We start from the raw sequence: 20,839 nt of genomic DNA, 5'->3' as shown, positions 1-20,839 counted from the left end.
ACCTACCACGAGGCGGTGCGGCCGATCCTCAGAAGCGGGCTCCGACGGCGGCGCCGTTGGCCGGGCGCCGAGGGCCCGAGGACGGGATCGACCCGTCGGCGGAGCGGCTGGCGTTGAACCCGGCGCCCGGGTGCGCGGTTACGGCGCAATGGCGGTGACCTGCCCGCCGCGACCCCGCCATTGCGCCGAAACGGCGGCGGCAACCCCGCAGGCCGCCCGCCCGCCTAGGCGGCGGCAGCGGCGGGCAGGGCGAGGGTACGGGCGTACGCGATGGCGGCCGGGGTGTCGGTGAAGATCAGGTTGTCGCGGCGTAGCTGATCGGCCACCCCCAGGGTGTCCAGCACCTGGTCGTGGTCGGGATCGATGCCGGACAGCAGCACGGTGATGCCCCGGCCCTGGAGGCGGCGGATGGCGTCGCCGAGCACCTGCGCGCCGGTGGCGTCGATGGTGGAGACCCGGGACATCCGCAGGATGACCACCCGCACGTCGGCCACGTCGGAGAGCTGGAGCAGGAAGTTGTGCGCGGCCGCGAAGAAGAGGGGGCCGTCCAGGCGGTAGGCCACGATGTGCTCGGCGAGCAGGGCCTGCTCCTCGTCGGTGTGCTCGCCCCGGTCCAGGGGGACCTGTTCCAGCCGGGCGCTGCGGGCCACGGCACGCAGGGCCACCACGACGGCGACCCCCACCCCGACCGCCACGGCGGTGACCAGGTCCCAGATGACGGTGACGGCGAAGGTGAGCACGAGCACCAGGGCGTCGCCCCGGGTGGAGCGGGCCAGCGCCCACAGCGAGGCCGCCTCGACCATCCGTACCGTGGTGGCCAGCAGGACCCCGGCCAGGGCCGCCAGTGGGATGCGGCCGACCAGCGGCGCGGCGGCCAGCACGATGCCGGCCAGGGCCAGGGCGTGGACCAGGGCGGCCAGCTTGGACACCGCGCCGGCCCGCACGTTCACGGCGGTACGCGCGATCGCCGCGGTGGCCGGGATGCCGCCGAACAGCGGAGCGGCCAGGTTCGCCAGGCCCTGCCCGAACAGCTCCCGATCCGGATCGTGCCGTTGGCCGACCGTCATGCCGTCGGCGACCGTGGCCGAGAGCAGGCTCTCCAACGCGGCCAGCGCCGCCACCGCCAGCGCGGCGGGCAGCAGGACCCCGACCGCACCCAGGTCCAGGAAGTCCAGCGACGGGGCGGGCAGGGACTGTGGCAGGGCCCCGATGCGGATCAGGTCGATCGGCGCGAACTCCGCCAGCAGGGTCGCGGCGGCCACGGCCAGCAGCGAGAACGGCACCCCGGGACGCCACCGGGCGCCGACCAGCATCACCGCCGCCACCCCGAGGGCCATCGCGATCGGAGCCGGCTGGGGGTGTACGACGAAACGGGCCACCGCGTCGGCGGCCACCGCCCAGACCCGTTCCCCCTCGGCGTCGGTCACTCCCAGGGCGGCCGGCACCTGTTGCAGGGCGATGACCACGGCGATGCCGGCGGTGAAGCCCTCGATCACCGGGACCGGAAGAAAGCGCACAAATCGCCCCATGCGGGCGAAGGCCAGGGCGATCAGGATCAGCCCGGCCAGGACGCCGACCATCAGCACACCGGCCGCCCCGAACTGGGCCACGATCGGCACCAGCACCACAGTCATCGCCCCGGTGGGCCCGGAGACCTGGAGGTTGGAGCCGCCGAAGACGGCGGCCACCGCACCGGCGACCACTGCGGTGATCAGCCCGGCCTCCGCCCCCAGCCCGGAGGTGACCCCGAAGGCCAGGGCCAGCGGCAGGGCGACGACCGCCACGGTCAGCCCGGCGACCAGGTCGCGACGCGGCGCTCGCCGGGCCGCCTGAAGGTCGGCCCGGTCGGGCAGCAGGGCACGGGTACGCCGCCAGACGGCGACCAGCACGGCGCCTGGCCTGCCGGGGTGTGCGGCTCCGACGCCGTTCACTGGACCACTCCCCCGGCACGCAACTCGTCGAGCAGGCCGTCCCGGTCGGCGAGCACCGCCCCGAGGATCCGCCGACCGGCGGCCAACAGGTCAGCCACGTCGGGGGTGCTCAACGCGTACATCACCAGTGGGCCGTCCCGGTGGGAGGTGACCATGCCGGCCCGGCGCAGCACGGCCAGCTGCTGGGAGAGGTTGGATGCCTCCACCTCGATGGCAGCGAGCAGGTCACGCACCGGTTTGGGGCCGTCCTGGAGCAGCTCCAGCACCCGGATGCGGACGGGATGCCCGAGGGTGCGGAACAACTCCGCCTTCGCCTGGTACAGCGGCACGGACACGCCTCGTACTCCTTTCCACAGCGCCCGGGTCGGGCACGCTGAAGACTTTAGCACTTGAAGGATTCTTCAACTTAGAAATCCGACAGGGCGGCCCAGGTCGGTCGGGGCAGCACCGGACCGGGCCTTCTTGACATGATCAGCGGGTGAACCCCCACAGCCAGAGAATCCAGTTGTCGTCCGGCTTTCGGCAGACCCGGTCCGGACGGTTGACGGTCCTGGTGCTCCTCGGCGTACTCGGTGTCGTGGTAGCCGGCTGCCTCGGTGCCGTCGTCGGCATGTTCCTGCTCTGGACGCTGAGTTCGAGCGACACGGAGAGTCGAGCCCTGTTCAATGTGGTGATATTCGGCACACCGGCTGTGCTGGCCACGGCCATGACAGCCTGGGTCATCCGCAGCGTGCTCGTGGTGCTGCGGTCGGCCGCCTGGTTGGACGGAACCCGGCTCACCGTGCAGCGGATTCGACCCCGCACGGTGGACCTGGCCACGGCACACCAGGTGGCCCTGCGGCCGACGAACCGCCGGTTCACGGTGACCGCACCCGGAGCAACCAGGGTGAACGAGGAACGCATCCCGGAGTTGGTGGTGACCGGCCCCGAGGGATCGGTCCGTCTCATGCTCGCCGTTGACACCGGGGCGCCGCTGCCGCAGCGCGAACTGATCGCCTTGGCCACCGTGCTGTCCACCGTGCGACGACCCGGCGCGGCCGAGGTGGCCCACGAGTTGTCCGCCCTGGCCACCCGGGCGCCACGGGGCTGACCGCCGCCACCTTTCACGGGCCCCCGGGGGCGATCAAGATCTGCTAGCTTCGGCCGGCGACGACACCGGGGGGGATGCGATGGTCGCCGAGCGCGAGTTTTCCGCCATGCACGCTGACGCACAGCAGCTGATGTGGCAGATGGACGGATCAGACATCGTCGGCGAGGGCCGGGACGAGGCCCAGGTGGTCCACGCTCAGGTCGACCACGCCGACCGGGTCACCCGACTGGAGATCACTCCTCGGTGGGCCTCCATCGTGGGCCCACCTGGTCTTCCCACAGCGGTGCAGGCCGCGGTCGAGGCGGCGGTCTCCGATCGCCGGGAAGCCTGGGCACGTCGGGTCGAGACCCGGGCGGAGGAGTCCGGACCGGTGCCGCAGCCGGACCCGGCGATCAGCCGACCCCGCTTCGCCCCGGCACCGGATCTGGCGGGTCAGATCGAGGCGCTGCGGCAGACCCTGACGGACCTGCGGCAGGTGCGCTCGGATCTGCGGCGCTACCGGCAGGCCCTCCAGGAGCAGGCCGAGAAGGAGATCCTCGGCCGCGCGGGCGACCGGGTCACCGTACGGCTGGTGGGTGGGCAGGTGACCAGCATCGAGATCAGCCCGCGCTGGCTACGGGAGCGACCCGGCAGTCGGGAACTGGCCGAGGAGATCCTGCGGGCCTGCCGGGACGCCTATGACCGGGCTGCCACCCAGGCGGCCGAGGTGCTGGCCGGTTTCCCGGCGATCGCCGCAGCGCATCCGTCCACTGCCGCCGATCCGACCGCCATGCTGCGCCGCATCGGCCTGCTGGCCTGAGTCGGCCTCCGACCACCTGCGTTCTTCGAGGAGCCCGATGTCGAACCCCAGCAACGAAGAGGTCACCGCCGCGTTCGAGGCGATCCGCCACGACGCCTCGAGCTGGCGCCAGTCCGCCGACACCCTGAACGCGGCCGCCTCCCACGCACGATCCCTCAGCCTCTCCGGGATGCACTTCGGCTACCTGGCCGATGCCGGTGGAGTGACCACGAAGTACCAGGAGGTGCAGGATCTGGCGGTCCGCCTGCTGACCGAGGGTGCCCGCGCCATGCAGGAGATGGCGGGGATCCTGGTCTCGGTGGTCGAGGACTACCAGTACACCGACGCGGAGGCGTCGATCAGCTTCAAGACGATCGGGGAGCCCAAGTGAGCGCAGCGGGGGCCGGCGAACTCGAACTCATCTTCGAGGAACTGCTCAAGGAGGTCGACGAGCTCCTTGAGGACATTCAGCAGGAGATCAACAAGCTGTCGGACGGGATCGACCGGGTGGCCAAGTGGTTGCCCATCCCGGTGGTGGCGACGATGCGGTGGTTCTGGCGGAAGTTCCGGCCCAAGGCGAACGAGATCTTCGACGAGGTGCAGAAGTTCATCACCCAGCCGGGTATGCCCCCCACCCTGTTCCGGCTGGGCGAGTACTGGGACCAGCACGTCGGTATGCCGGCCAGCGGTCTGGAACAGAAGGTCTCGACGTACGGCATGAAGGCCGACAACCGGTGGACCGGCTCGGCCGCCTCGGCGTACGCGGATTCGGCCGAGGCACAGTCCCGCGCGGTGACGACGATCAAGCCGCTGGCGGAACGGGTGCAGCAGATCCTCAGTGACCTCGCCTGGGGGGTCATCAGCTTCTGGATCGGCATCGCCGGTGCCCTCGCCACCTTCGTGGTCGGCCTGGTCGCCGCGGTCGGTCTGCTTGCCTCCCTGATCGGTGCGCCTGCCGCACCGGTCGACGCCGGGGCCACCGCCGTCGCGGTGCTCGGCCTGATCGCGGCCACGGTGGGCCTGACCACCGCCTACATGCAGACCCGCAGCACCAGCCTGACCAGCCTTCAGCAGGCCCTCAACGACAACGGCGGGCTGGTCCAGCAGGGTGGCCAGTGGAGTTGGCCCCGGGTGGACCCCACGGCCGCCAGCGGACGTTGGCGGGTCGCGGACTGACCACCGACCACGATCCGCCGCCCGAGACTCGGTACCGGGGCGGGCGGCGGGCGGGGTGGCCGGTCGGTCAGGCGGGTGGCGGGGTCGACAGGTCGTTGACGCAGCGCAGCACGGGTCGGGTGGTGAGGGCGGCCGGGTCGATCGGCAGCGCCGTGCGCACCGTGAAGGTCGTCGACTCCCCGGGCAGCAGGGTCACCCCGGCCTCGTCGACCTCGGCGTCGGGATCGAGCCGGTCCGGGTAGAGCACCAGGTCCCGCAGGAGGGTGTGGGCGTGCACCCGGACCCGCAGGCCGCCGTCGACCCGCTGCACGGTGGCCGCGAAGTCCGCCGTCGGCAACGGCAGGTCGCGGTCCTCCGCGAAGAACCACCAGGCCCGTCCGACCGCCTCGCCCGCCTCGGCCACCAACAGTTCGGTGTACGGGTCGTCCGGGCGGGCCAGGTCCGCCGGTAGGGCCAGGGTGACCGTGGTGTACCCGGGCACCGCCACCTCCAGGCTGGTCTTGGCTCTGGGCTCCCCGGCCAGGGTGAACCGGGTGACCGTGACCGGGGCCCGCCAGGGTCTGCCGGTGTCGTTGACCGCGACCAGGGCCAGCCCGCCGTCGCGGGGTTGCAGGGTGAGCAGCCGGTCGGCGTACGCCCGGCGCAGGGTGTGCCACAGGGGCTTGCGGCGGCCGTCGCCGTCGATGGCGGCCCAGGAGGTGACCGGCCAGCAGTCGTTGAGCTGCCAGACGATGGTGCCCATGCACCGCCCCCGGTGGGAGCGGAAGTGCTCCACGCCCAGTTGGATGGCCCGGGCCTGGTTGAGCTGGGTCAGGTAGTGCCAGTCGTCGAAGTCGCGCGGCTCGGGCAGGTGGGCGGCCAGCCCTCGGCGCAGTTTCGCGTCGCCGTCGGTGGCCTTCTGGTGGTGCGCCATGCCGGGCGAGTCGGGTGCGAGGGGATCGTCGGTCAGCGCCCGGCGCAGGGTCGCGTAGGCCGGTGGCCCCTGGTAGCCGAACTCCGCTACGAACCGGGGCAGATAGTCGCGGTACCTCAGGTAGTCCTCGGTGTTCCAGACGTCCCAGATGTGGGTGGTGCCGTACGCCGGGTCGTTGGGGTGGATCTGCTCGGCGCCCGACCAGGGACTGCCCGGCCAGTAGGGACGGGTGGGGTCCAGGTCGGCGAGGATGCCGGGCAGCAGGTCCAGGTAGTAGCCGCGACCCCAACTGCGCCCGGCCAACTGCTCCTGCCAGCCCCAGTCGTGCCAGCCCCAGATGTTCTCGTTGTTGCCGGTCCACAGCACCAGGCAGGGATGCGACGCCAGCCGGGTCACCTGCTCGGCGGCCTCGGCGGCGATCTCCCCGGCGTACGGCTGCTCCTCCGGGTAGGCCGCGCAGGCGAAGAGGAAGTCCTGCTGCACCAGCAGGCCCCGTTCGTCGGCCAGGTCGTAGAAGTCCTCCGACTCGTACCGGCCGCCGCCCCAGACCCGCAGCAGGTTGACGTTGGCCTCCAGGGCCTGGTCGAAGCGGTGCGCCAGACGCTGACGGGTGACCCGGGTGGGGAAGACGTCGTCGGGAATCCAGTTGACTCCCCGGACGAAGATCGGCACCTCGTTGACGTGCAGGGTGAACGGGGCACCGTGCGCGTCGGGGGTGGTGTCCAGGCGTACCGAGCGGAAGCCGATCCGCCGGTGCCGGGTGTCGAGGAGGTCCCCCTCCGGCCCGTGCAGGGTGAGGTCCAGGTCGTAGCGGGGCTGGTCACCGTGGCCGCGCGGCCACCACAGGGCGGGCCGGGGCACCTCGAGGACCAGAGTGACCCTGCGCTGCCCCGCCGGGAGGGTCGCCTCGACGAGCACCCCCGCCACCTGGGCCCGTACGGTCAGCGGCACCTCGGCCAGCCGGTCCACCTCGACATGCAGGTCCACCCGCCCGTCGCCACCCTCGACGGTGACCAGTGGGCGTACGGTGGCCAGCCGGGCGACCGACCAGCCGTGCAGGCCGATCTCCTGCCAGATGCCGGCGGTCACCAGGGTCGGCCCCCAGTCCCAGCCGAAGTTGCAGGCCATCTTGCGGATGAACTGGAACGGCTCCGGGTAGGCGTTGGGCCGGTCCCCCAGTCGGTCGCGGTGGGCGTGGGCGTACCGGTAGGCGGAGTCGAAGCGTACGGCCAGGGTGTTGTGCTCGGCGCGCAGCAGTGAGGTCAGGTCGAAGCGGTAGCCGCGGTGCATGTTCTCCGTCCGGCCGATCTCGACCCCGTTGAGGGCCACCGTGGCTACCGTGTCCAGTCCGGCACAGACCAGGTCGAGCCGCCGGTGCTCGCCGGGTGGCCGGTCGAAGGTGGTCTCGTAGACCCAGTCGGTGTGCCCGATCCAGGCCAGCCGGGTCTCGTTGTCGTCGAGGTACGGGTCGGGGATCAGTCCGGCGGCCAGCAGGTCGGTGTGCACACAGCCGGGCACGGTGGCCGGTACGACCCGACCCTCGACCTCAGGTGGGACCTGCGGGCCGGAGACCGCCCGCAGGGTCCAACCCTCGTGCAGTGTCTGCCGGAGCGGACCGGTCCCCCGCGTGTCGCTCACGCCGCGATGTCCGGGGCGCTGAACCGCACCATGACCCATCCTCCAAGACGATACCGAAATCGAGGCACATCGACTGAACCGGATAAGTGAGGCCACCGTACGGGGGTGCATCACGCGTGTCAAAGGTGGGTCACCAACCCGCTGAACCGAACAAGTAGCGGCGCTCCGGCCCACACCTGGCCGGTGGCGGTCGGCGGGTAGCCTGTCCAGCGGACAACGGACAGGCTCAGGGGGGCGTACGCCGGTGAAGCGGCCCACGATCGCGGATGTCGCCCGGCGGGCGGGGGTTTCCAAGGGCGCAGTGTCGTACGCGCTCAACGGCCAACCCGGAGTCTCCGAGGCTACCCGGCAACGCATCCTCGCCATCGCCGCCGAGATCGGCTTCAGCCCGAGCAGTGCGGCCCGGGCACTGTCCAGGGCGACCGCCCGGGCCATCGGCCTGATCCTGGCCCGACCCGCCCAGACCCTCGGCATAGAACCCTTCTTCATGGAGCTGATCAGCGGTGTCGAGGCGGAACTGTCCGCCCGGTCGTACGCCCTGACCCTCCAGGTGGTCGCCGACGCGCAGGCCGAGATCGCGGTCTACCGCCGGTGGTGGGGTGAGCGGCGGGTCGACGGGGTGCTCGTCTGCGACCTGCGCACCGGCGACCAGCGGGTGCCGGTGCTGGAGGAGTTGGGCCTACCTGCCGTGGTGATCGGAGGGCCGACCGGCACCGGGCGGCTGGCCAGTGTCTGGTCCAACGATGCCGCAGCGCTGGTGGAGGCCGTGGAGTACCTGTACGCCCTGGGGCATCGCCGGGTGGCCCGGGTAGCCGGCCTGCCCGACCTGCTGCACACCGCCATCCGCACCCGGGCCTTCACCGAGGTGTGTCAGCGTCTGGGTCTGGCCGACTCGGTCGTCGTCTCGACGGACTACACCGGCGAGGAGGGTGCGCGGGCGACCCGACGGCTGCTCAGTTCCCGGGTCCGCCCCACCGCAGTGATCTACGACAACGACGTGATGGCCATCGCCGGGTTGTCGGTGGCCCAGGAGATGGGGCTGGCCGTCCCGGCTGATCTGTCCATCGTGGCCTGGGACGACTCCCCACTGTGCCGGCTGGTGCATCCGCCGCTGACCGCGGTGGGCCGGGACATCCCGGCCTACGGCGCGCATGCCGCCCGGCAACTCCTTCAGCTCATCGAGGGGGCTCCCGCTACCGACCTTCAGGACGAACAGGCGCACCTGACCCCGCGCGGCAGCACCGGCCCGCCCGCCCCATGAACCGGTTAAGCGATCACCGGAAGGCGGACGGGAAATCCTCGAAGTACGCCTCCACCCGCTCGGCCGTGGCGGGCCGCGCCAGCTCGTACCCCTGGCCGTAGCGGAACCCGGCCCGGCCGGCCGCCTCGACCTGGTGGGCGGATTCCAGCTTGTCGGCCACCACCTCCACCCCCAACCGGTCGGCGACCGTGACCACCACGTCCAGCAGGGGGCGTTCCCCGCCGGCCTCGGTCACCTCCGGCCCCACCTTGAGCAGGTCGATCGGCAGTCGCCGGAGCTGGGACAGGGAGGCCTGCTCGACCCGGAAGTCGTCCAGGGCGGTCAGGATGCCCATCGACCGCAGCCCGGCCAACCGGGCCACCACTGTCGACAACTCGGCACCCACCCGTGGCTCGGCCACCTCGACCACCAGCTGATTCGGCGCCACCCCGTACGCCGCCAGGACCGCCGCCGTCCGGGGCACGAAATCCGGCGAGATCAGCTCGCGGACTGTGACATTGACTCCCATCCGCAGCCGTCGCCCGCCGACGGACCACTCCGCCACCTGCCGGCAGGCCCGGTCCAGCACCCAGGCGTCCAACTCGCCGATGACGTCGAGATCCTCGGCCACCGGCAGCAGTTCGGCGGGGAACACCGTGCCGAGCACCGGACTGCGCCAACGCAGCAGGGCCTCCGTACCGACCGGCAACCGGTCGCCGAGCCCGACCACCGGCTGGTAGACCAGATCCAACTCGCCTCGGGCGACCGCGCCGGGCAGTTCCCGCTCCAGGTCCAGTCGGCGGACCAGTTGCTCCTCCAGGTACGCGTCGTACCACTCGATCCGGTCCCGACCGAGCTGGGTAGCGCGTCGGCGGGCCAGTTCCGCCTGGCGCAACACGTCCTCCGGGCGACCCTGGGCCAGTTCGGCCAGCCCGATACTGGCCCGCGAGCGCAGCACCGCCCCGGACACCTCGTACGGCCGGTTCAACGCGGCCAGCAGCCGCGCGCCCAGGGCGTAGGCCAGCAACGACCCGGCACCGGTCACCACCGCGAAACCGCTACCGGTCAGGTCGACCACCTCGTCCTCGGGGGTCGTCACAGCCCGGGCCCGGCGGACGGCCTCGGCGACCATGTCGTCCCGCACGGCCATTCCGGGCAACTCCGTGAGGTGCAGGTCGACCACCAGCAGGGTGCCGCCCGCCGACTGCGACCGGGCCGCCAGGGCCCGCAGCAGGGCGGCACGGCCACTCGGTACGGACTCCTCGACGACCGCAGCAGCCAGGTCCGGGGTGCTCTGCGGGCCGGTGGGAGTCGGCGTCACCGAGGCCGGGGTGGTCGGCTGGCCGCCGGTGGTCGGCGCTCCCGGGCTCGGAGTGGGCCGCCCTACCGGGGTCGGGGTGGTCTCCGGGCCGGTGTCTAGCAGCTCGCGTGCCACCAGGGCGGGCACGACGGCGAGCGCCAGCAGCACGGTCGTGCGGTCCGGCAACCGCCCGGACTGGAGGTGGTGGACGGTGGCCAGCACCACCCCGGCCGCCGGCACCACCACCCGTGGCCAGATCGCCGTGGCCGCCGGTGGCGGCTCCGAGTCCGTCTCCACCACCCGCCGGACCCCGGCGGCGGTCAGCAGCACCCCGATCACCAGCGGGGCCACCGCCACCAGGGCCGCCTGCCCCACCTCGGTCGGCAGCGCCGCCAGCAGGGTCAGGGCCAGCAGGGTCAGTCCTGCCCCGGCCCGGCATCGGGTGACACCGGAGTGCCGGTGCGGCCCGGTCAGCGCGGCGAGCACGGCGACCGCCAGCACCCCGACGGCCACCGCGGCGATCAACCGCACCCGGGAGGACACCCCGGCGTACGGCAGCAGCAGCCAGGCGGTGAGCACCAGGGCGGCTCCGGCCGCGACTCCGTCGAGCAGCCGGCGACGGCGCATCCGGGCGGAGGGTTCCACCCGGCGGGGCAGGCTGAACAGGCCACCGGCCAGCAGTCCGGCGGTACCGGCCAGTCCGGCCAGGGCCGCCGCCGGGCGGCCACCGACGGTGACCAGCGGCAGCACCGCCACGGAGAGCCCGGCGATCACCACGGCCGCGTGCAGCAGAGCGGCGGCCCGACGGGGCCGGGCCGCGCGGCGACGGGCCAGCCGCCCGCCGCTTGGACCGGCGGTCGGCACCTCGGGGCCGGCGGCCAGGCGGGACAGCCGCACCCCGGCCAGAGTCGAACCGGCCGCGCCGGCCAGCGCGACCACCGCCAGACCCGGCATCGCTCCGGCGGCGCTGACCAGGACGAGTACGGCCGCCACCGCGACCACGCAGAGCTCCGGCAGGGCGGTACGTCGGACGGTGGCGCGGAACACGGACACGACGGGCACGACATTCGCCTTCGTGAGGGGGCACGGGGGCGGTGCGGCAGTGCGAGGGCGAACAAGCTAGTCGGCCACTCGTCCCCGTAAACGAGCCAGCGCGCAAGCAGTGACGCCCGGTGAGCTAGATCACTGTACGCGCTCGGGTGAGCACACGCAGCAGGGCCCTCGTCTGCGACCCGGTGCCGTCCGCCGGTCTGCGGGTGGAATCATCGAGGGGTGAGCCGCACCGAGACCACCCGATTCCGACACCATCAGGCCCTCCTGGTGGGGGCGATCATCGGCACCATCGGTGCCCTGCCCCTGGCCAGCGCCAGCGCGTACCTGCTGCCGGTGTTGCTGGTGCCCCTGGCCGTGGGCGTCTGGGCCTGGCGGGCCGGCACGGACGCGGACCGGCACGGGCTGCGGCTACGGGCCCTGGTCGGCGACCGCCGGATCCGCTGGGACCAGATCGTCGAGCTGGGCGGCGACACCCGCGGCCGGGCGGTCGCCCAACTCGCCGACGGCTCTCGACTCGTCCTGCCCGCGGTACGCCAGCGGGACCTGCCGCTGCTGGTGGCCGCGGCGGGTCAGGGCGAGGTCCAGGCGGCTCAGTAGCCGTCCACCACCACGTTGTCCGGCTGCTCCCCGGCGACGAAGCGCCGGATCTGTCGCCCCACCAGGTCGTACGCCCGAGGCAGCAGCCCGCGTACCGACCCGGCCACATGCGGGGTGATCAGCACGTTCGGCAGTTCCCAGAGCGGATGGTCGGCGGGCAGGGGTTCCGGGTCGGTGACGTCCAGGGCCGCGCTGATCCGGCCGGTCGTCACCTCGGCTACCAGCGCCTTCGTGTCCACCACCGGTCCCCTGGCGGCGTTCACCAGCAGCGCCCCGTCGGGCATCGCGGCCAGGAAGGACTCGTCGACCAGGCCCCGGGTCTGCTCGGTCAGCGGCACCAGCAGCACCACGACCTCGGCCTGCGGCAGCAGGGTGGGTAGGGCATCCACCCCGTGCACCCCCTGCTCCGGCCGCGCCGTACGGGCCACCAGGTCGAACCGCACCTCGAAGGGGGCCAGCCGATCCCGCACGGCGGTACCGATCGAACCGGCACCGACGATCAGCACGCGTTTGCCGGTCAACTCGCCGGTCGGGGCCACCTCGTCGTACGCCCACCGGCGCTGGGCCTGGGCGCGGGCCAGTGCCGGGAAGCCGCGCAGCTGGGACAGGATGGCGGTGACCACCCACTCGGCGGTGGAGGGATCATGCACCCCCCGGGCATCGCAGAGCAGGACCCCCGGCGGGATCCGCCCGATCCACGGATCCGCCCCGGCCGAGAGCAGCTGGACCACCGCCAGGTCGGGCAGTTCCCGCAGCAGGGTGGTGGCCGCCGCCGGGGCCAGGAAGGGCGGCACCCAGAACCGGACACCGGCGGTCGAGGAGGGCAGCCGGTCCGGGTCGCTCATCGTCTCGACGGTGACCTCCGGCGGCAGCTCACCCAGCAGGTCGTGGCCGGTCTCGTGCGGAATCCATACCTTCACGCCCGCTGACGATAGCCCTGGCCACGGCCACGGCCACGGCGGGTCGGCGGATGCGGGCACCGGCGCGGGCGTCCACGGCGGGCTACCCTGGGCCGCGTGAGCGCCCGTCTGCCACTCCCCCGTGCCCGTAAGCTCCGTACCCTCCTGGGGGTGTCCTGCGCGACACTCCTGCTGGTAGCCACCGGTTGCAGCCTCGGCGAACCGGAGCCGGATCCCGCCGGTGAGCCGCCGAACCTGCCCACCCCCTCGGCCGGGGCGGGCGAGGGCGGCCGGGAGGTCGTCGCCACCGTGCTCGCCCAGGGGCTGCGGGTGCCGTGGGGCATCGCCTTCCTGCCCGACGGCGGCGCCCTGGTCACCGAACGGGACAGCGGCCGGATCGTCCAGGTCGGCCCGGAGTCGACCACGGACGGTCTGCGGGTCACCGAGATGCAGACCATCGACGAGGTGGTCGCCTCGGGCGAGGGTGGCCTGCTGGGCATCGCGGTGTCACCGCAGTACGCGCAGGACAAGACGGTCTTCGTCTACTACACCGCCGAACAGGACAATCGGATCGCCCGGCTGCGGCTGGGCGAGAAACCCACCCCGATCCTGACCGGCATCCCCAAGGCCGGCATCCACAACGGCGGCGGCCTGGCCTTCGGCCCCGACGGGCACCTCTACGCCAGCACCGGCGACGCCGGGGACACCGACCAGTCCCAGGACGCCGAGCAGCTCGGCGGCAAGATCCTGCGGATCACCCCGGAGGGCAAGCCCGCGCCCGGCAACCCCTTCCCGGACTCCCCGGTCTGGTCCCTGGGCCACCGCAACGTGCAGGGCATCACCTGGGACGGCGACCGGATGTACGCCGTGGAGTTCGGTCAGAACACCTGGGACGAGATCAACCAGATCACCAAGGGCAAGAACTACGGCTGGCCCGAGGTGGAGGGCCGAGGCGACGACGACAAGTACGTCGACCCGATCGTGCAGTGGTCGACCGACGAGGCCTCCTGCTCCGGGCTGGCGGCCACCGAGCGCACCCTGGCCACCGCCTGCCTGCGCGGCCAGCGTCTCTGGCTGGTCGAGCTGACCGACGCCGGTACGGTGCTCGGGCAGCCCCAGGCCCTGCTGACCGAGCGGTACGGGCGGCTGCGCGCGGTGGCCACCGCCCCGGACGGCTCGATCTGGGTGGGCACCTCCAACCACGACGGGCGGGGCCGGCCGGCCGCCGAGGACGACCGACTGTTGCGACTTGTTTTCGCAGGTGGCGGAGCTGGGCGAAGCTGAGGCACGCTCTAATACAGCACCCTCAGGTTTGTCAAGATCCTTCGGCGGGCAGGTCAGAGTCTCAATATGGGCGATCAGGAAAACGGGCAGCCGTCCCACGACCGGGACGGCACGAAGCCGACCCGTCGTAGCCGCCGCTTCCCGGCGCTGCGGCGGGGCGAAGCCGCGGCACCCCGCCGTGGGCGGTTCACCGGGCTACGCCGGACAGGGGCGGCCCTGGCCGTGCTGGTCGTCACCCTGGCCGGTGTGCTGCTCGGCACCCTGGCCGGGGGGCAGGTTCACACGGACATCGGTCCCTTCCGCGCCAAGCTGTCCATCACACCGACCACGGTCGGCGGCACCACCATCAAGATCCCGCCGTTGGGCGCCCTCCTGCTCAACAGCCATGACGGGCCGACCCAGCTGACCGTGGAGCTGGGTGCGCTGGACCAGAGCCGGGTCGAGGCGTTGCTGGACGACCCGGCGAGTCTGAACCGGGCCACCCAGTCGGCGGTCGACGAGGTGCATGACGGGGTACTGCGGCTCGGGCTGCGTACCCTCGGGGCCACCGTGCTGGCCACCGTGCTGCTGGCCCTGCTGGTGTTCCGGGACACCCGCCGGGCCGCCTGGGCGGGCGGGCTGGCCCTGCTGATCGCCGCGGGCAGCCTGGGCACCGCCGCGACGACCCTGCGACCACAGGCCATCGAGGAGCCGACGTACGAGGGGCTGCTGGTTAACGCCCCCGCCATCGTCGGCGACGTACGCAAGATCGCCAACGACTACACCCGGTACGCCGAGCAGCTCCAACGCCTCATCGGCAACGTCACCCAGCTCTACACCACCGTGTCGGCGCTACCGGTGTACGAGCAGGATCCCGGCACCACCCGGGTCCTGCACATCTCCGACATGCACCTCAACCCGACCGCCTGGCAGCTCATCCGCACCGTGGTGGAGCAGTTCGGCATCGACGTGGTCATCGACACCGGGGACATCACCGACTGGGGCAGCGAGCCGGAGGCCTCCTACGTCGGTTCGATCAGCCTGCTGCGCAAGCCGTACGTCTACATCCGGGGCAACCACGACTCCGGTCGTACGGCGGCGGCGGTGGCCCGCCAACCGAACGCGATCGTGCTGGACAATGCGACCACCACGGTCGCCGGGCTGACCATCGCCGGCATCGGCGACCCCCGTTTCACCCCGGACAAGAGCACCTCGCCGGCCGCCGGCGGCCTGATCCCACCCACCGCAAACGAACTGGTCACCACCGGTCAGACCCTGGCCGCCACCATCCGCAGCTCGCCCAAGCCGGTGCACCTCGCGCTGGTGCACGACCCCGTCATCGCCGGCCCGCTGTCCGGCACCACCCCGCTGGTGCTCGCCGGCCACACCCACCGGCGGCAGATCGAACAGCTGCCGGAGGTGCCGGGCCAGCAGCCCACCACCCTGATGGTGCAGGGTTCCACCGGTGGCGCCGGGCTGCGCGGCCTGGAGGGCGAGGAGCCGACCCCGCTGGCCATGACGGTGCTCTACTTCGACCAGGACAAGCAGCTCCAGGCCTACGACACCATCACCGTCGGAGGCACCGGCCAAGCCCAGGTCAACCTGGAACGCACCGTCATCACTCCCCCCGTCACCCCCACCCCACCCACCCCAACCCCCACCCGCTAACCCCACCCTGTCCCACCCCGCCCCACCCCACCCCGCCACGCCACGCCTCGCCTCGCCTCGCCTCGCCTCGCCGATCTTGCACTTTTGGTCGCTGATTCGCCCCGTTCTGCGAGGTTTGTGGCGTCAAAAAGTGCAAGATCGGCGAGGCGAAGGGGCGTAGGCGGAAATGCAGGGGTGGCGGCGGGGTGGGTGGGGGGTGAGGGGGGTCAGTGGAGGGAGAGGGCGGCCAGGGCGGCGTTGACGATGCTGCCGGGGAGCAGGTCGTGCAGGTCGTAGAGTTCGTGGACGCTGCCGGACTGGCCGAACTCGTCCACCCCCAGCGGCACCGCCGGGGCGGCCAGGGCCGAGCCCAGCCAGGCCATCGCATGCGAGGCGGCGTCGTGCACGGTGACCACCGGCGTCCGGTCGGCGAAGGCCGAACGCAGGGCCCCCGGCACACTGGGCACGGTCGCCGTGCGTACGCCCTGACGCAGGGTGCGCTGCCAGGCCCGGTAGAGCCGGTCGAGGCTGGTGACGTCCACGACGTGGGCGGCTACCCCCTCCTCGGCCAGTTCCGCCGCGGCGGTCAGCACCTCGGGCAGTACCGCACCCGAGGCGGCCAGCTGCACCGTAGGGGCCCCGACCAGGTGCGGGTACGCCTGGTGGGCGTCGACCAGCCGGTACGCCCCGGCCAGCACCTGCCGCCGCAGCACCGCGTCACCGAGTCGGGCGCGGGCCGCCTCGAAGGGTGCCTGATCCACCGGCCGGGTGCTGAGCCGGAAGTAGTACGCCCCGTCCTCGGTCGGTGCCGCGGTCGCCGCGGGCTGGTCCGGGCCGGCGATCTGCCCCAGGGCGTCGCAGAGCAGCCAGTCCAGACTGGTCGCGTACGCCGGCTCGATGAAGGTCACCCCGGGCAGTTCCAGGCCCACGCTGGCGGTGATCGTGGACTGGTGGGCGCCGCCCTCCGGAGCCAGGGTGATGCCCGACGGGGTACCGGCGACCACGAACCGGGCGCCGGAGTAGGTGCCGTAGAGGAAGGCGTCCAGGCCACGCAGCACGAAGGGGTCGTAAACCGTGCCGACCGGCAGCAGCGGCTGCCCGGACAGGTCCCAGGCCAGGCCGAGTTGGCCGAGCAGCAGGAACAGGTTCATCTCGGAGATGCCGAGCTCGATGTGCTGCCCCTCGGGGCTCTCCGTCCAGCGCAGCATCCGGTCTTCGGACCAGGACCGCTGGGCGGTCGGCGCGAACACCCCGGTCTTGTTGATGAACCCGGCCAGGTTGGTCGAGGTCGCCACGTCCGGCGCGGTGGTGACGAGGTACCTGCCCACCTGCGGATCCCGGGCCAGGTCGACCAGCACCCGACCGAAGACCTCCTGGGTGGAGATCGGCTTGGTGGCGCGTACCTTCGTGGTCTGGGGGACGGTGACCCCCAGCGCCCGCCGGCGGGGCGCGCGGGACAGCGTCTCCCGACGCTGCCCGGCCCGGATGCCCGCGGGCGAGGCCGGGTCCAATCGGTCCCACTCGGTGTCCGGGGTCAGGCCGTGCGCGGCCCGCAGGGCCTCGATCTGCTCGCCGGTGAGCAGCGCGGAGTGGTTGCGCGGATTGCCGGCGATCGGCAGACCCCAACCCTTGACGGTGTACGCGAACACCACACTCGGCCGGTCGGTCACCGCGTCACACTGGGCGTACGCGTCGAGCAACGCCGCCAGGTCGTGCCCGCCCAGGTCGGTGACCAGGGGGCCCAGTTCGGCGTCCGGGATGTCCACGACGAAGGTCGCCACCTCGGCGGGTGCGCCGTCGAGGAACTGCTTGCGCAGTTCCGGCCCGGTCAGCCCGAACAGCGACTGGTACTGCTCGTTGGGCATCGCGTCGATCCAGTCGCGCAGTGCCTCCCCACCCGGCTGGGCGTACGCCTCGGCCAGCTTGCGGCCGTACTTGACCTCGACCACGTGCCAACCGGCCGCTTCGAACTGCCCCCGCCACTGGTCGATGCGTACCCCCGGCACGACCCGGTCCAGCGACTGCCGGTTGAAGTCGACCACCCACATCACGTTGCCGAGCCCGGTGGTGGCCGGGTCGGCGACCGCCTCCCAGATGTTGCCCTCGTCCAGTTCGGCGTCGCCGATCAACGCGACGAACCGTGAGTGTGGGCGGGCCCCGAAGTGCGCGTCCACGTACCGCCGGGTCACTGCGGCGAACAGCGGCGCGGCCGCGCCCAGCCCGACCGACCCGGTGGAGAAGTCCACCCCATCGGGGTCCTTCGTCCGCGAGGGGTACGACTGGAGACCACCCCGGGCCCGCAGCCGAGTCAGGTAGGACCGATCCAGGTTGCCCAACAGGTACTGAATGGCATGGAACACCGGGGAGGCGTGCGGCTTGACCGCGACCCGGTCCTCGCCATCCAGATGCGCGAACCACAGCGCGGTCATGGCACTGACCAGCGAGGCACTGGAAGCCTGATGCCCGCCGACCTTGACCCCGTCCCCGGTCACCCGCTCCCGATTCGCCGCATCCACAATCCGGGTGGCCAACCACAACACCCGCCGCTGAATCTCATCGAGAACACCAACATCGTGCTGCTTCACACTGGACTCCATCCGAACGTCGCCATTGACGCCCTACTGGACCCACGCCTCGTTGACCATGAGGTTAGCGGCAAAGTCGATCTTCAAACCGCAGCCAACCTCATGATCAACGAGGCGAGAGGGGGGGTTGGGGTTAGGGGGTGGGGGTTAGGCGGGTGAGGATCAGGTCGCGGACGGTCTTGGCGTCGGCCTGGCCTCGGGTGGTCTTCATGACCGCGCCTACCAGGGCTCCGGCGGCGGCCACCTTGCCGCTGCGGATCTTGTCGGCGATGTCCGGGTTGGCGGCGATCGCCTCGTCCACGGCTGCGGTGAGGGCGCCGGTGTCGGAGACGACCTCCAGCCCTCGGGCGGTCATGATCTCGGTGGGTGATCCCTCACCGGCGACCACACCCTCCAGCACGGTACGGGCCAGCTTGTCGTTGAGCTTGCCGGCGTCGACCAGGCTCTGAAGCTCGGCTACCTGCGCCGGGGTGGCCCCGATGTCGGCCAGCTCCACACCGGTCTCGTTGGCCCGCCGGGACAGCTCACCCAGCCACCACTTGCGGGCGGCGGCCGGGGAGGCACCGGCGGCGACCGTCTGCTCGATCAGCTCGACGGCACCGGCGTTGAGCACCGACTGCATGTCCGCATCCGACAGACCCCACACCTCCTGGAGGCGACGGCGGTGCAGCCGGGGCAGCTCCGGCAGGGCGGCCTTCAGCTCGGCCACCCAGGTCGGGTCGGGGGCGATGGGGACCAGATCCGGCTCCGGGAAGTAGCGGTAGTCGGTGGCGGTCTCCTTGGACCGGCCCGGGGTGGTGTCCCCGGTGTCCTCGTGGAAGTGCCGGGTCTCCTGGGTGATCCGACCGCCGGCATCCAGTACGGAGGCCTGGCGCAGCATCTCCGAGCGGACCGCCCGCTCGACCGAGCGCAGGGAGTTGACGTTCTTGGTCTCGGTGCGGGTGCCCCACTCCTCACCGGGCAGGTTCAGCGAGGTGTTGACGTCACACCGCAGCGAACCTTCCTCCATGCGTACGTCGGAGACCCCCAGGGAGCGGATCACGTCCCGCAGCTCGGCGACGTACGCGCGGGCCACCTCGGGGGCCAGGGCGCCGGTGCCGGGGATCGGCTTGGTGACGATCTCGACCAGGGGGATGCCGGCCCGGTTGTAGTCGACGAGGGACTCGGTGGCACCGTGGATGCGGCCGGTGGCGCCACCGACGTGCAGCGTCTTGCCGGTGTCCTCCTCCAGGTGCACCCGCTCGATGCCGATGCGCACCAGCTCGCCGTTGACCTCGACATCCAGGTAGCCGTCGAAGCAGAGCGGCTCGTCGTACTGGCTGATCTGGAAGTTCTTCGGCATGTCCGGGTAGAAGTAGTTCTTCCGGGCGAACCGGCACCACTGCGCGATGGAGCAGTTCAGCGCCAGGCCGATCCGGATGGTCGCCTCGATGGCCGCCTTGTTGGCCACCGGCAGGGAGCCGGGCAGGCCCAGGCAGACCGGGCAGACCCGGGTGTTCGGCTCGCCGCCGAAGTCGGTCGGGCAGCCGCACCACATCTTGGTGTTCGTGCCCAGCTCGACGTGGGTCTCCAGGCCGATCACCGGCTCGTATCGCGCGACGACCTCGTCGTACGCGGGCAGCGTCGTGGTCATGAGAACTCCAGCTTTGCAGGCGGTAGCCGGCCCACGGCGGCATCCGGACACAACGCTGCCAAGCCTAACCGTTGGACCTGGCCCGCCTCGGCCGGGCATCACTCCTGCGGGCCGAGGCGGGGTGTCATTGCGGCGGGCCCAGGCGGGGTGTCACTCGGGTGCGCTGAAGCGTCGACGGTGGTTGACGGTCAGCACCAGCAGGATCCCGCCGATGGAGAAGGCCAGGACGCTCAGCAACAGCAGCACGATCGTCGAGTTCGATCCGGTGACCGGCAGCCAGGCCCCGCTGGTCTTCGACGGTGCGGGGACCGGTGCCGCCGGGCTCTCCGACGGGGTGGCGGTCGGGTCGACCGGAGAGGGGGTGACGGTGGGACCGGTAGGGGTCGCCGTGGGACCGGTCGGGGTGGCCGTGGGGGTCGACCGCGCGACGATGACCAGATCCACCTCGGTGGTGGCACTGGTCTGGGCGCCGGCCGCCCGGACCATGAAGTCGAAGGTGCCGGCGCTGCTGGGGGTGCCGCTGAGCAGGCCGTTGGTGGCCAGGGTCAGCCCGTTCGGCAGGGCACCGGCGGCCAGGGAGAAGGTGATGTTCTCGTCGCCCTCGGCGGTGAACGGGAAGGAGTACGGCTGGCCCACCGTGCCGGAGGGCGGGTTGCCGGAGGTGAAGGCGGTTGCGGCAGCGGCCACGACGATGGTGATGTCCTGCTCGCCGAAGAAGCCGTTCTTGTCGGTCATCCGCAGGGTGGCGCGGTAGGTGCCGGCCGTGGTCGGCGAACCTCCCAGGGAGTTACCGACCACCAACATGCCCGGCGGCAGACTCCCCGCACTCACCGACAACGCATACGGCGCCGTACCACCGCTGGCCTCGACCGTATGGATCGCGTACGTCTGCCCCAGATACCTCGGCGACCGGGGCGTACCCGAGGTGATGTCGATCTCCGGTGCGCGTACCTCGATGGTCGCGGTCTGCTCGGCGAACTCGCCCTCCGCGTCCGTCATCCGCAGGGTGAAGGTGTAGCTGCCGGCCGTGGTCGGCGAACCTCCCAGGGAGTTACCGACCACCAACATGCCCGGCGGCAGACTCCCCGCACTCACC

At 71.9% G+C, this 20,839-nt stretch carries 16 protein-coding genes; 8 read left to right on the top strand and 8 right to left on the bottom strand.

Annotation, left to right across the window (positions count from 1 at the left end; translation table 11 throughout):
• Window positions 1-224 precede the first annotated feature (224 nt).
• Window positions 225-1,931, bottom strand: a complete 1,707-nt coding sequence (locus ACLQ2T_RS05960; RefSeq protein ID WP_425764968.1) for a SulP family inorganic anion transporter — start codon at window positions 1,929-1,931, stop codon at window positions 225-227.
• Window positions 1,928-2,266, bottom strand: a complete 339-nt coding sequence (locus ACLQ2T_RS05955; protein ID WP_425764967.1) for an ArsR/SmtB family transcription factor — start codon at window positions 2,264-2,266, stop codon at window positions 1,928-1,930. Before ACLQ2T_RS05955 ends, ACLQ2T_RS05960 begins: the two co-directional genes overlap by 4 nt.
• Window positions 2,267-2,409: 143 nt before the next feature.
• Between ACLQ2T_RS05955 and ACLQ2T_RS05950 the strand changes: the two genes are divergently transcribed.
• From ACLQ2T_RS05950 to ACLQ2T_RS05935, 4 genes are all read left to right on the top strand, one after another.
• Window positions 2,410-3,021: a hypothetical protein gene (locus ACLQ2T_RS05950; protein ID WP_425764966.1), complete on the top strand. Its 612-nt coding sequence runs from the start codon at window positions 2,410-2,412 to the stop codon at window positions 3,019-3,021.
• A 106-nt stretch (window positions 3,022-3,127) separates the two neighbouring features.
• On the top strand, window positions 3,128-3,820 hold the full coding sequence (locus ACLQ2T_RS05945) for a YbaB/EbfC family nucleoid-associated protein (RefSeq protein WP_425764965.1): 693 nt from the start codon (window positions 3,128-3,130) through the stop codon (window positions 3,818-3,820).
• A gap of 37 nt (window positions 3,821-3,857) precedes the next feature.
• Entirely contained in the window at window positions 3,858-4,190 is a 333-nt protein-coding gene (locus ACLQ2T_RS05940; protein ID WP_425764964.1) for a hypothetical protein, read from the top strand.
• On the top strand, window positions 4,187-4,975 hold the full coding sequence (locus ACLQ2T_RS05935; RefSeq protein ID WP_425764963.1) for a hypothetical protein: 789 nt from the start codon (window positions 4,187-4,189) through the stop codon (window positions 4,973-4,975). Before ACLQ2T_RS05940 ends, ACLQ2T_RS05935 begins: the two co-directional genes overlap by 4 nt.
• 67 nt (window positions 4,976-5,042) lie before the next feature.
• Here the strand turns inward: ACLQ2T_RS05935 and ACLQ2T_RS05930 are convergent, their stop codons facing one another.
• Complete coding sequence (locus ACLQ2T_RS05930) at window positions 5,043-7,526, bottom strand: glycoside hydrolase family 2 protein (protein ID WP_425764962.1); 2,484 nt, start codon at window positions 7,524-7,526, stop codon at window positions 5,043-5,045.
• A 244-nt stretch (window positions 7,527-7,770) separates the two neighbouring features.
• Between ACLQ2T_RS05930 and ACLQ2T_RS05925 the strand changes: the two genes are divergently transcribed.
• Complete coding sequence (locus ACLQ2T_RS05925; protein WP_425764961.1) at window positions 7,771-8,787, top strand: LacI family DNA-binding transcriptional regulator; 1,017 nt, start codon at window positions 7,771-7,773, stop codon at window positions 8,785-8,787.
• A 13-nt stretch (window positions 8,788-8,800) separates the two neighbouring features.
• Here ACLQ2T_RS05925 and ACLQ2T_RS05920 read toward each other — a convergent pair whose 3' ends face one another.
• Window positions 8,801-11,128 (bottom strand): EAL domain-containing protein, encoded by a 2,328-nt coding sequence (locus tag ACLQ2T_RS05920; RefSeq protein WP_425764960.1) that lies wholly within the window; start codon window positions 11,126-11,128, stop codon window positions 8,801-8,803.
• Window positions 11,129-11,338: 210 nt separating this feature from the next.
• Between ACLQ2T_RS05920 and ACLQ2T_RS05915 the strand changes: the two genes are divergently transcribed.
• Window positions 11,339-11,716, top strand: a complete 378-nt coding sequence (locus ACLQ2T_RS05915) for a PH domain-containing protein (protein WP_425764959.1) — start codon at window positions 11,339-11,341, stop codon at window positions 11,714-11,716.
• Here the strand turns inward: ACLQ2T_RS05915 and ACLQ2T_RS05910 are convergent.
• A complete protein-coding gene (locus ACLQ2T_RS05910; RefSeq protein WP_425764958.1) occupies window positions 11,710-12,636 on the bottom strand; it encodes a 2-hydroxyacid dehydrogenase in 927 nt (308 codons plus the stop codon). The two genes, ACLQ2T_RS05915 and ACLQ2T_RS05910, sit on opposite strands and share 7 nt — an antisense overlap.
• 96 nt (window positions 12,637-12,732) lie before the next feature.
• Here ACLQ2T_RS05910 and ACLQ2T_RS05905 point away from each other — a divergent pair, with 96 nt between their 5' ends.
• Together ACLQ2T_RS05905 and ACLQ2T_RS05900 are read left to right on the top strand one after the other, a co-directional pair.
• Window positions 12,733-13,899 carry a PQQ-dependent sugar dehydrogenase gene (locus tag ACLQ2T_RS05905; protein ID WP_425764957.1) on the top strand — a complete coding sequence of 389 codons (1,167 nt, stop codon included), beginning with the start codon at window positions 12,733-12,735 and terminating at the stop codon, window positions 13,897-13,899.
• 66 nt (window positions 13,900-13,965) lie between these two features.
• The gene (locus tag ACLQ2T_RS05900; protein ID WP_425764956.1) at window positions 13,966-15,546 is read left to right on the top strand and encodes a metallophosphoesterase; all 1,581 of its coding nucleotides are present in this window, start codon (window positions 13,966-13,968) and stop codon (window positions 15,544-15,546) included.
• Window positions 15,547-15,752: 206 nt separating this feature from the next.
• Here the strand turns inward: ACLQ2T_RS05900 and ACLQ2T_RS05895 are convergent, their stop codons facing one another.
• From ACLQ2T_RS05895 to ACLQ2T_RS05885, 3 genes are all read right to left on the bottom strand, one after another.
• Window positions 15,753-18,110: a transketolase-like TK C-terminal-containing protein gene (locus tag ACLQ2T_RS05895; protein WP_425764955.1), complete on the bottom strand. Its 2,358-nt coding sequence runs from the start codon at window positions 18,108-18,110 to the stop codon at window positions 15,753-15,755.
• Window positions 18,111-18,243: 133 nt separating this feature from the next.
• Window positions 18,244-19,743 carry an Asp-tRNA(Asn)/Glu-tRNA(Gln) amidotransferase subunit GatB gene (gene gatB, locus ACLQ2T_RS05890; protein WP_425764954.1) on the bottom strand — a complete coding sequence of 500 codons (1,500 nt, stop codon included), beginning with the start codon at window positions 19,741-19,743 and terminating at the stop codon, window positions 18,244-18,246.
• 150 nt (window positions 19,744-19,893) lie between these two features.
• Window positions 19,894-20,839, bottom strand: a 946-nt coding sequence (locus tag ACLQ2T_RS05885; RefSeq protein WP_425764953.1) for a putative Ig domain-containing protein, incomplete at its 5' end; no start/stop codon positions are given.

The sequence above is a fragment of the Micromonospora sp. DT229 genome, assembly GCF_049844505.1.
Taxonomy (GTDB): Bacteria; Actinomycetota; Actinomycetes; order Mycobacteriales; family Micromonosporaceae; genus Micromonospora.
The sequence above is the reverse complement of the archived record's forward strand: the minus strand, read 5'-3'. Positions and strand labels throughout refer to the sequence as shown.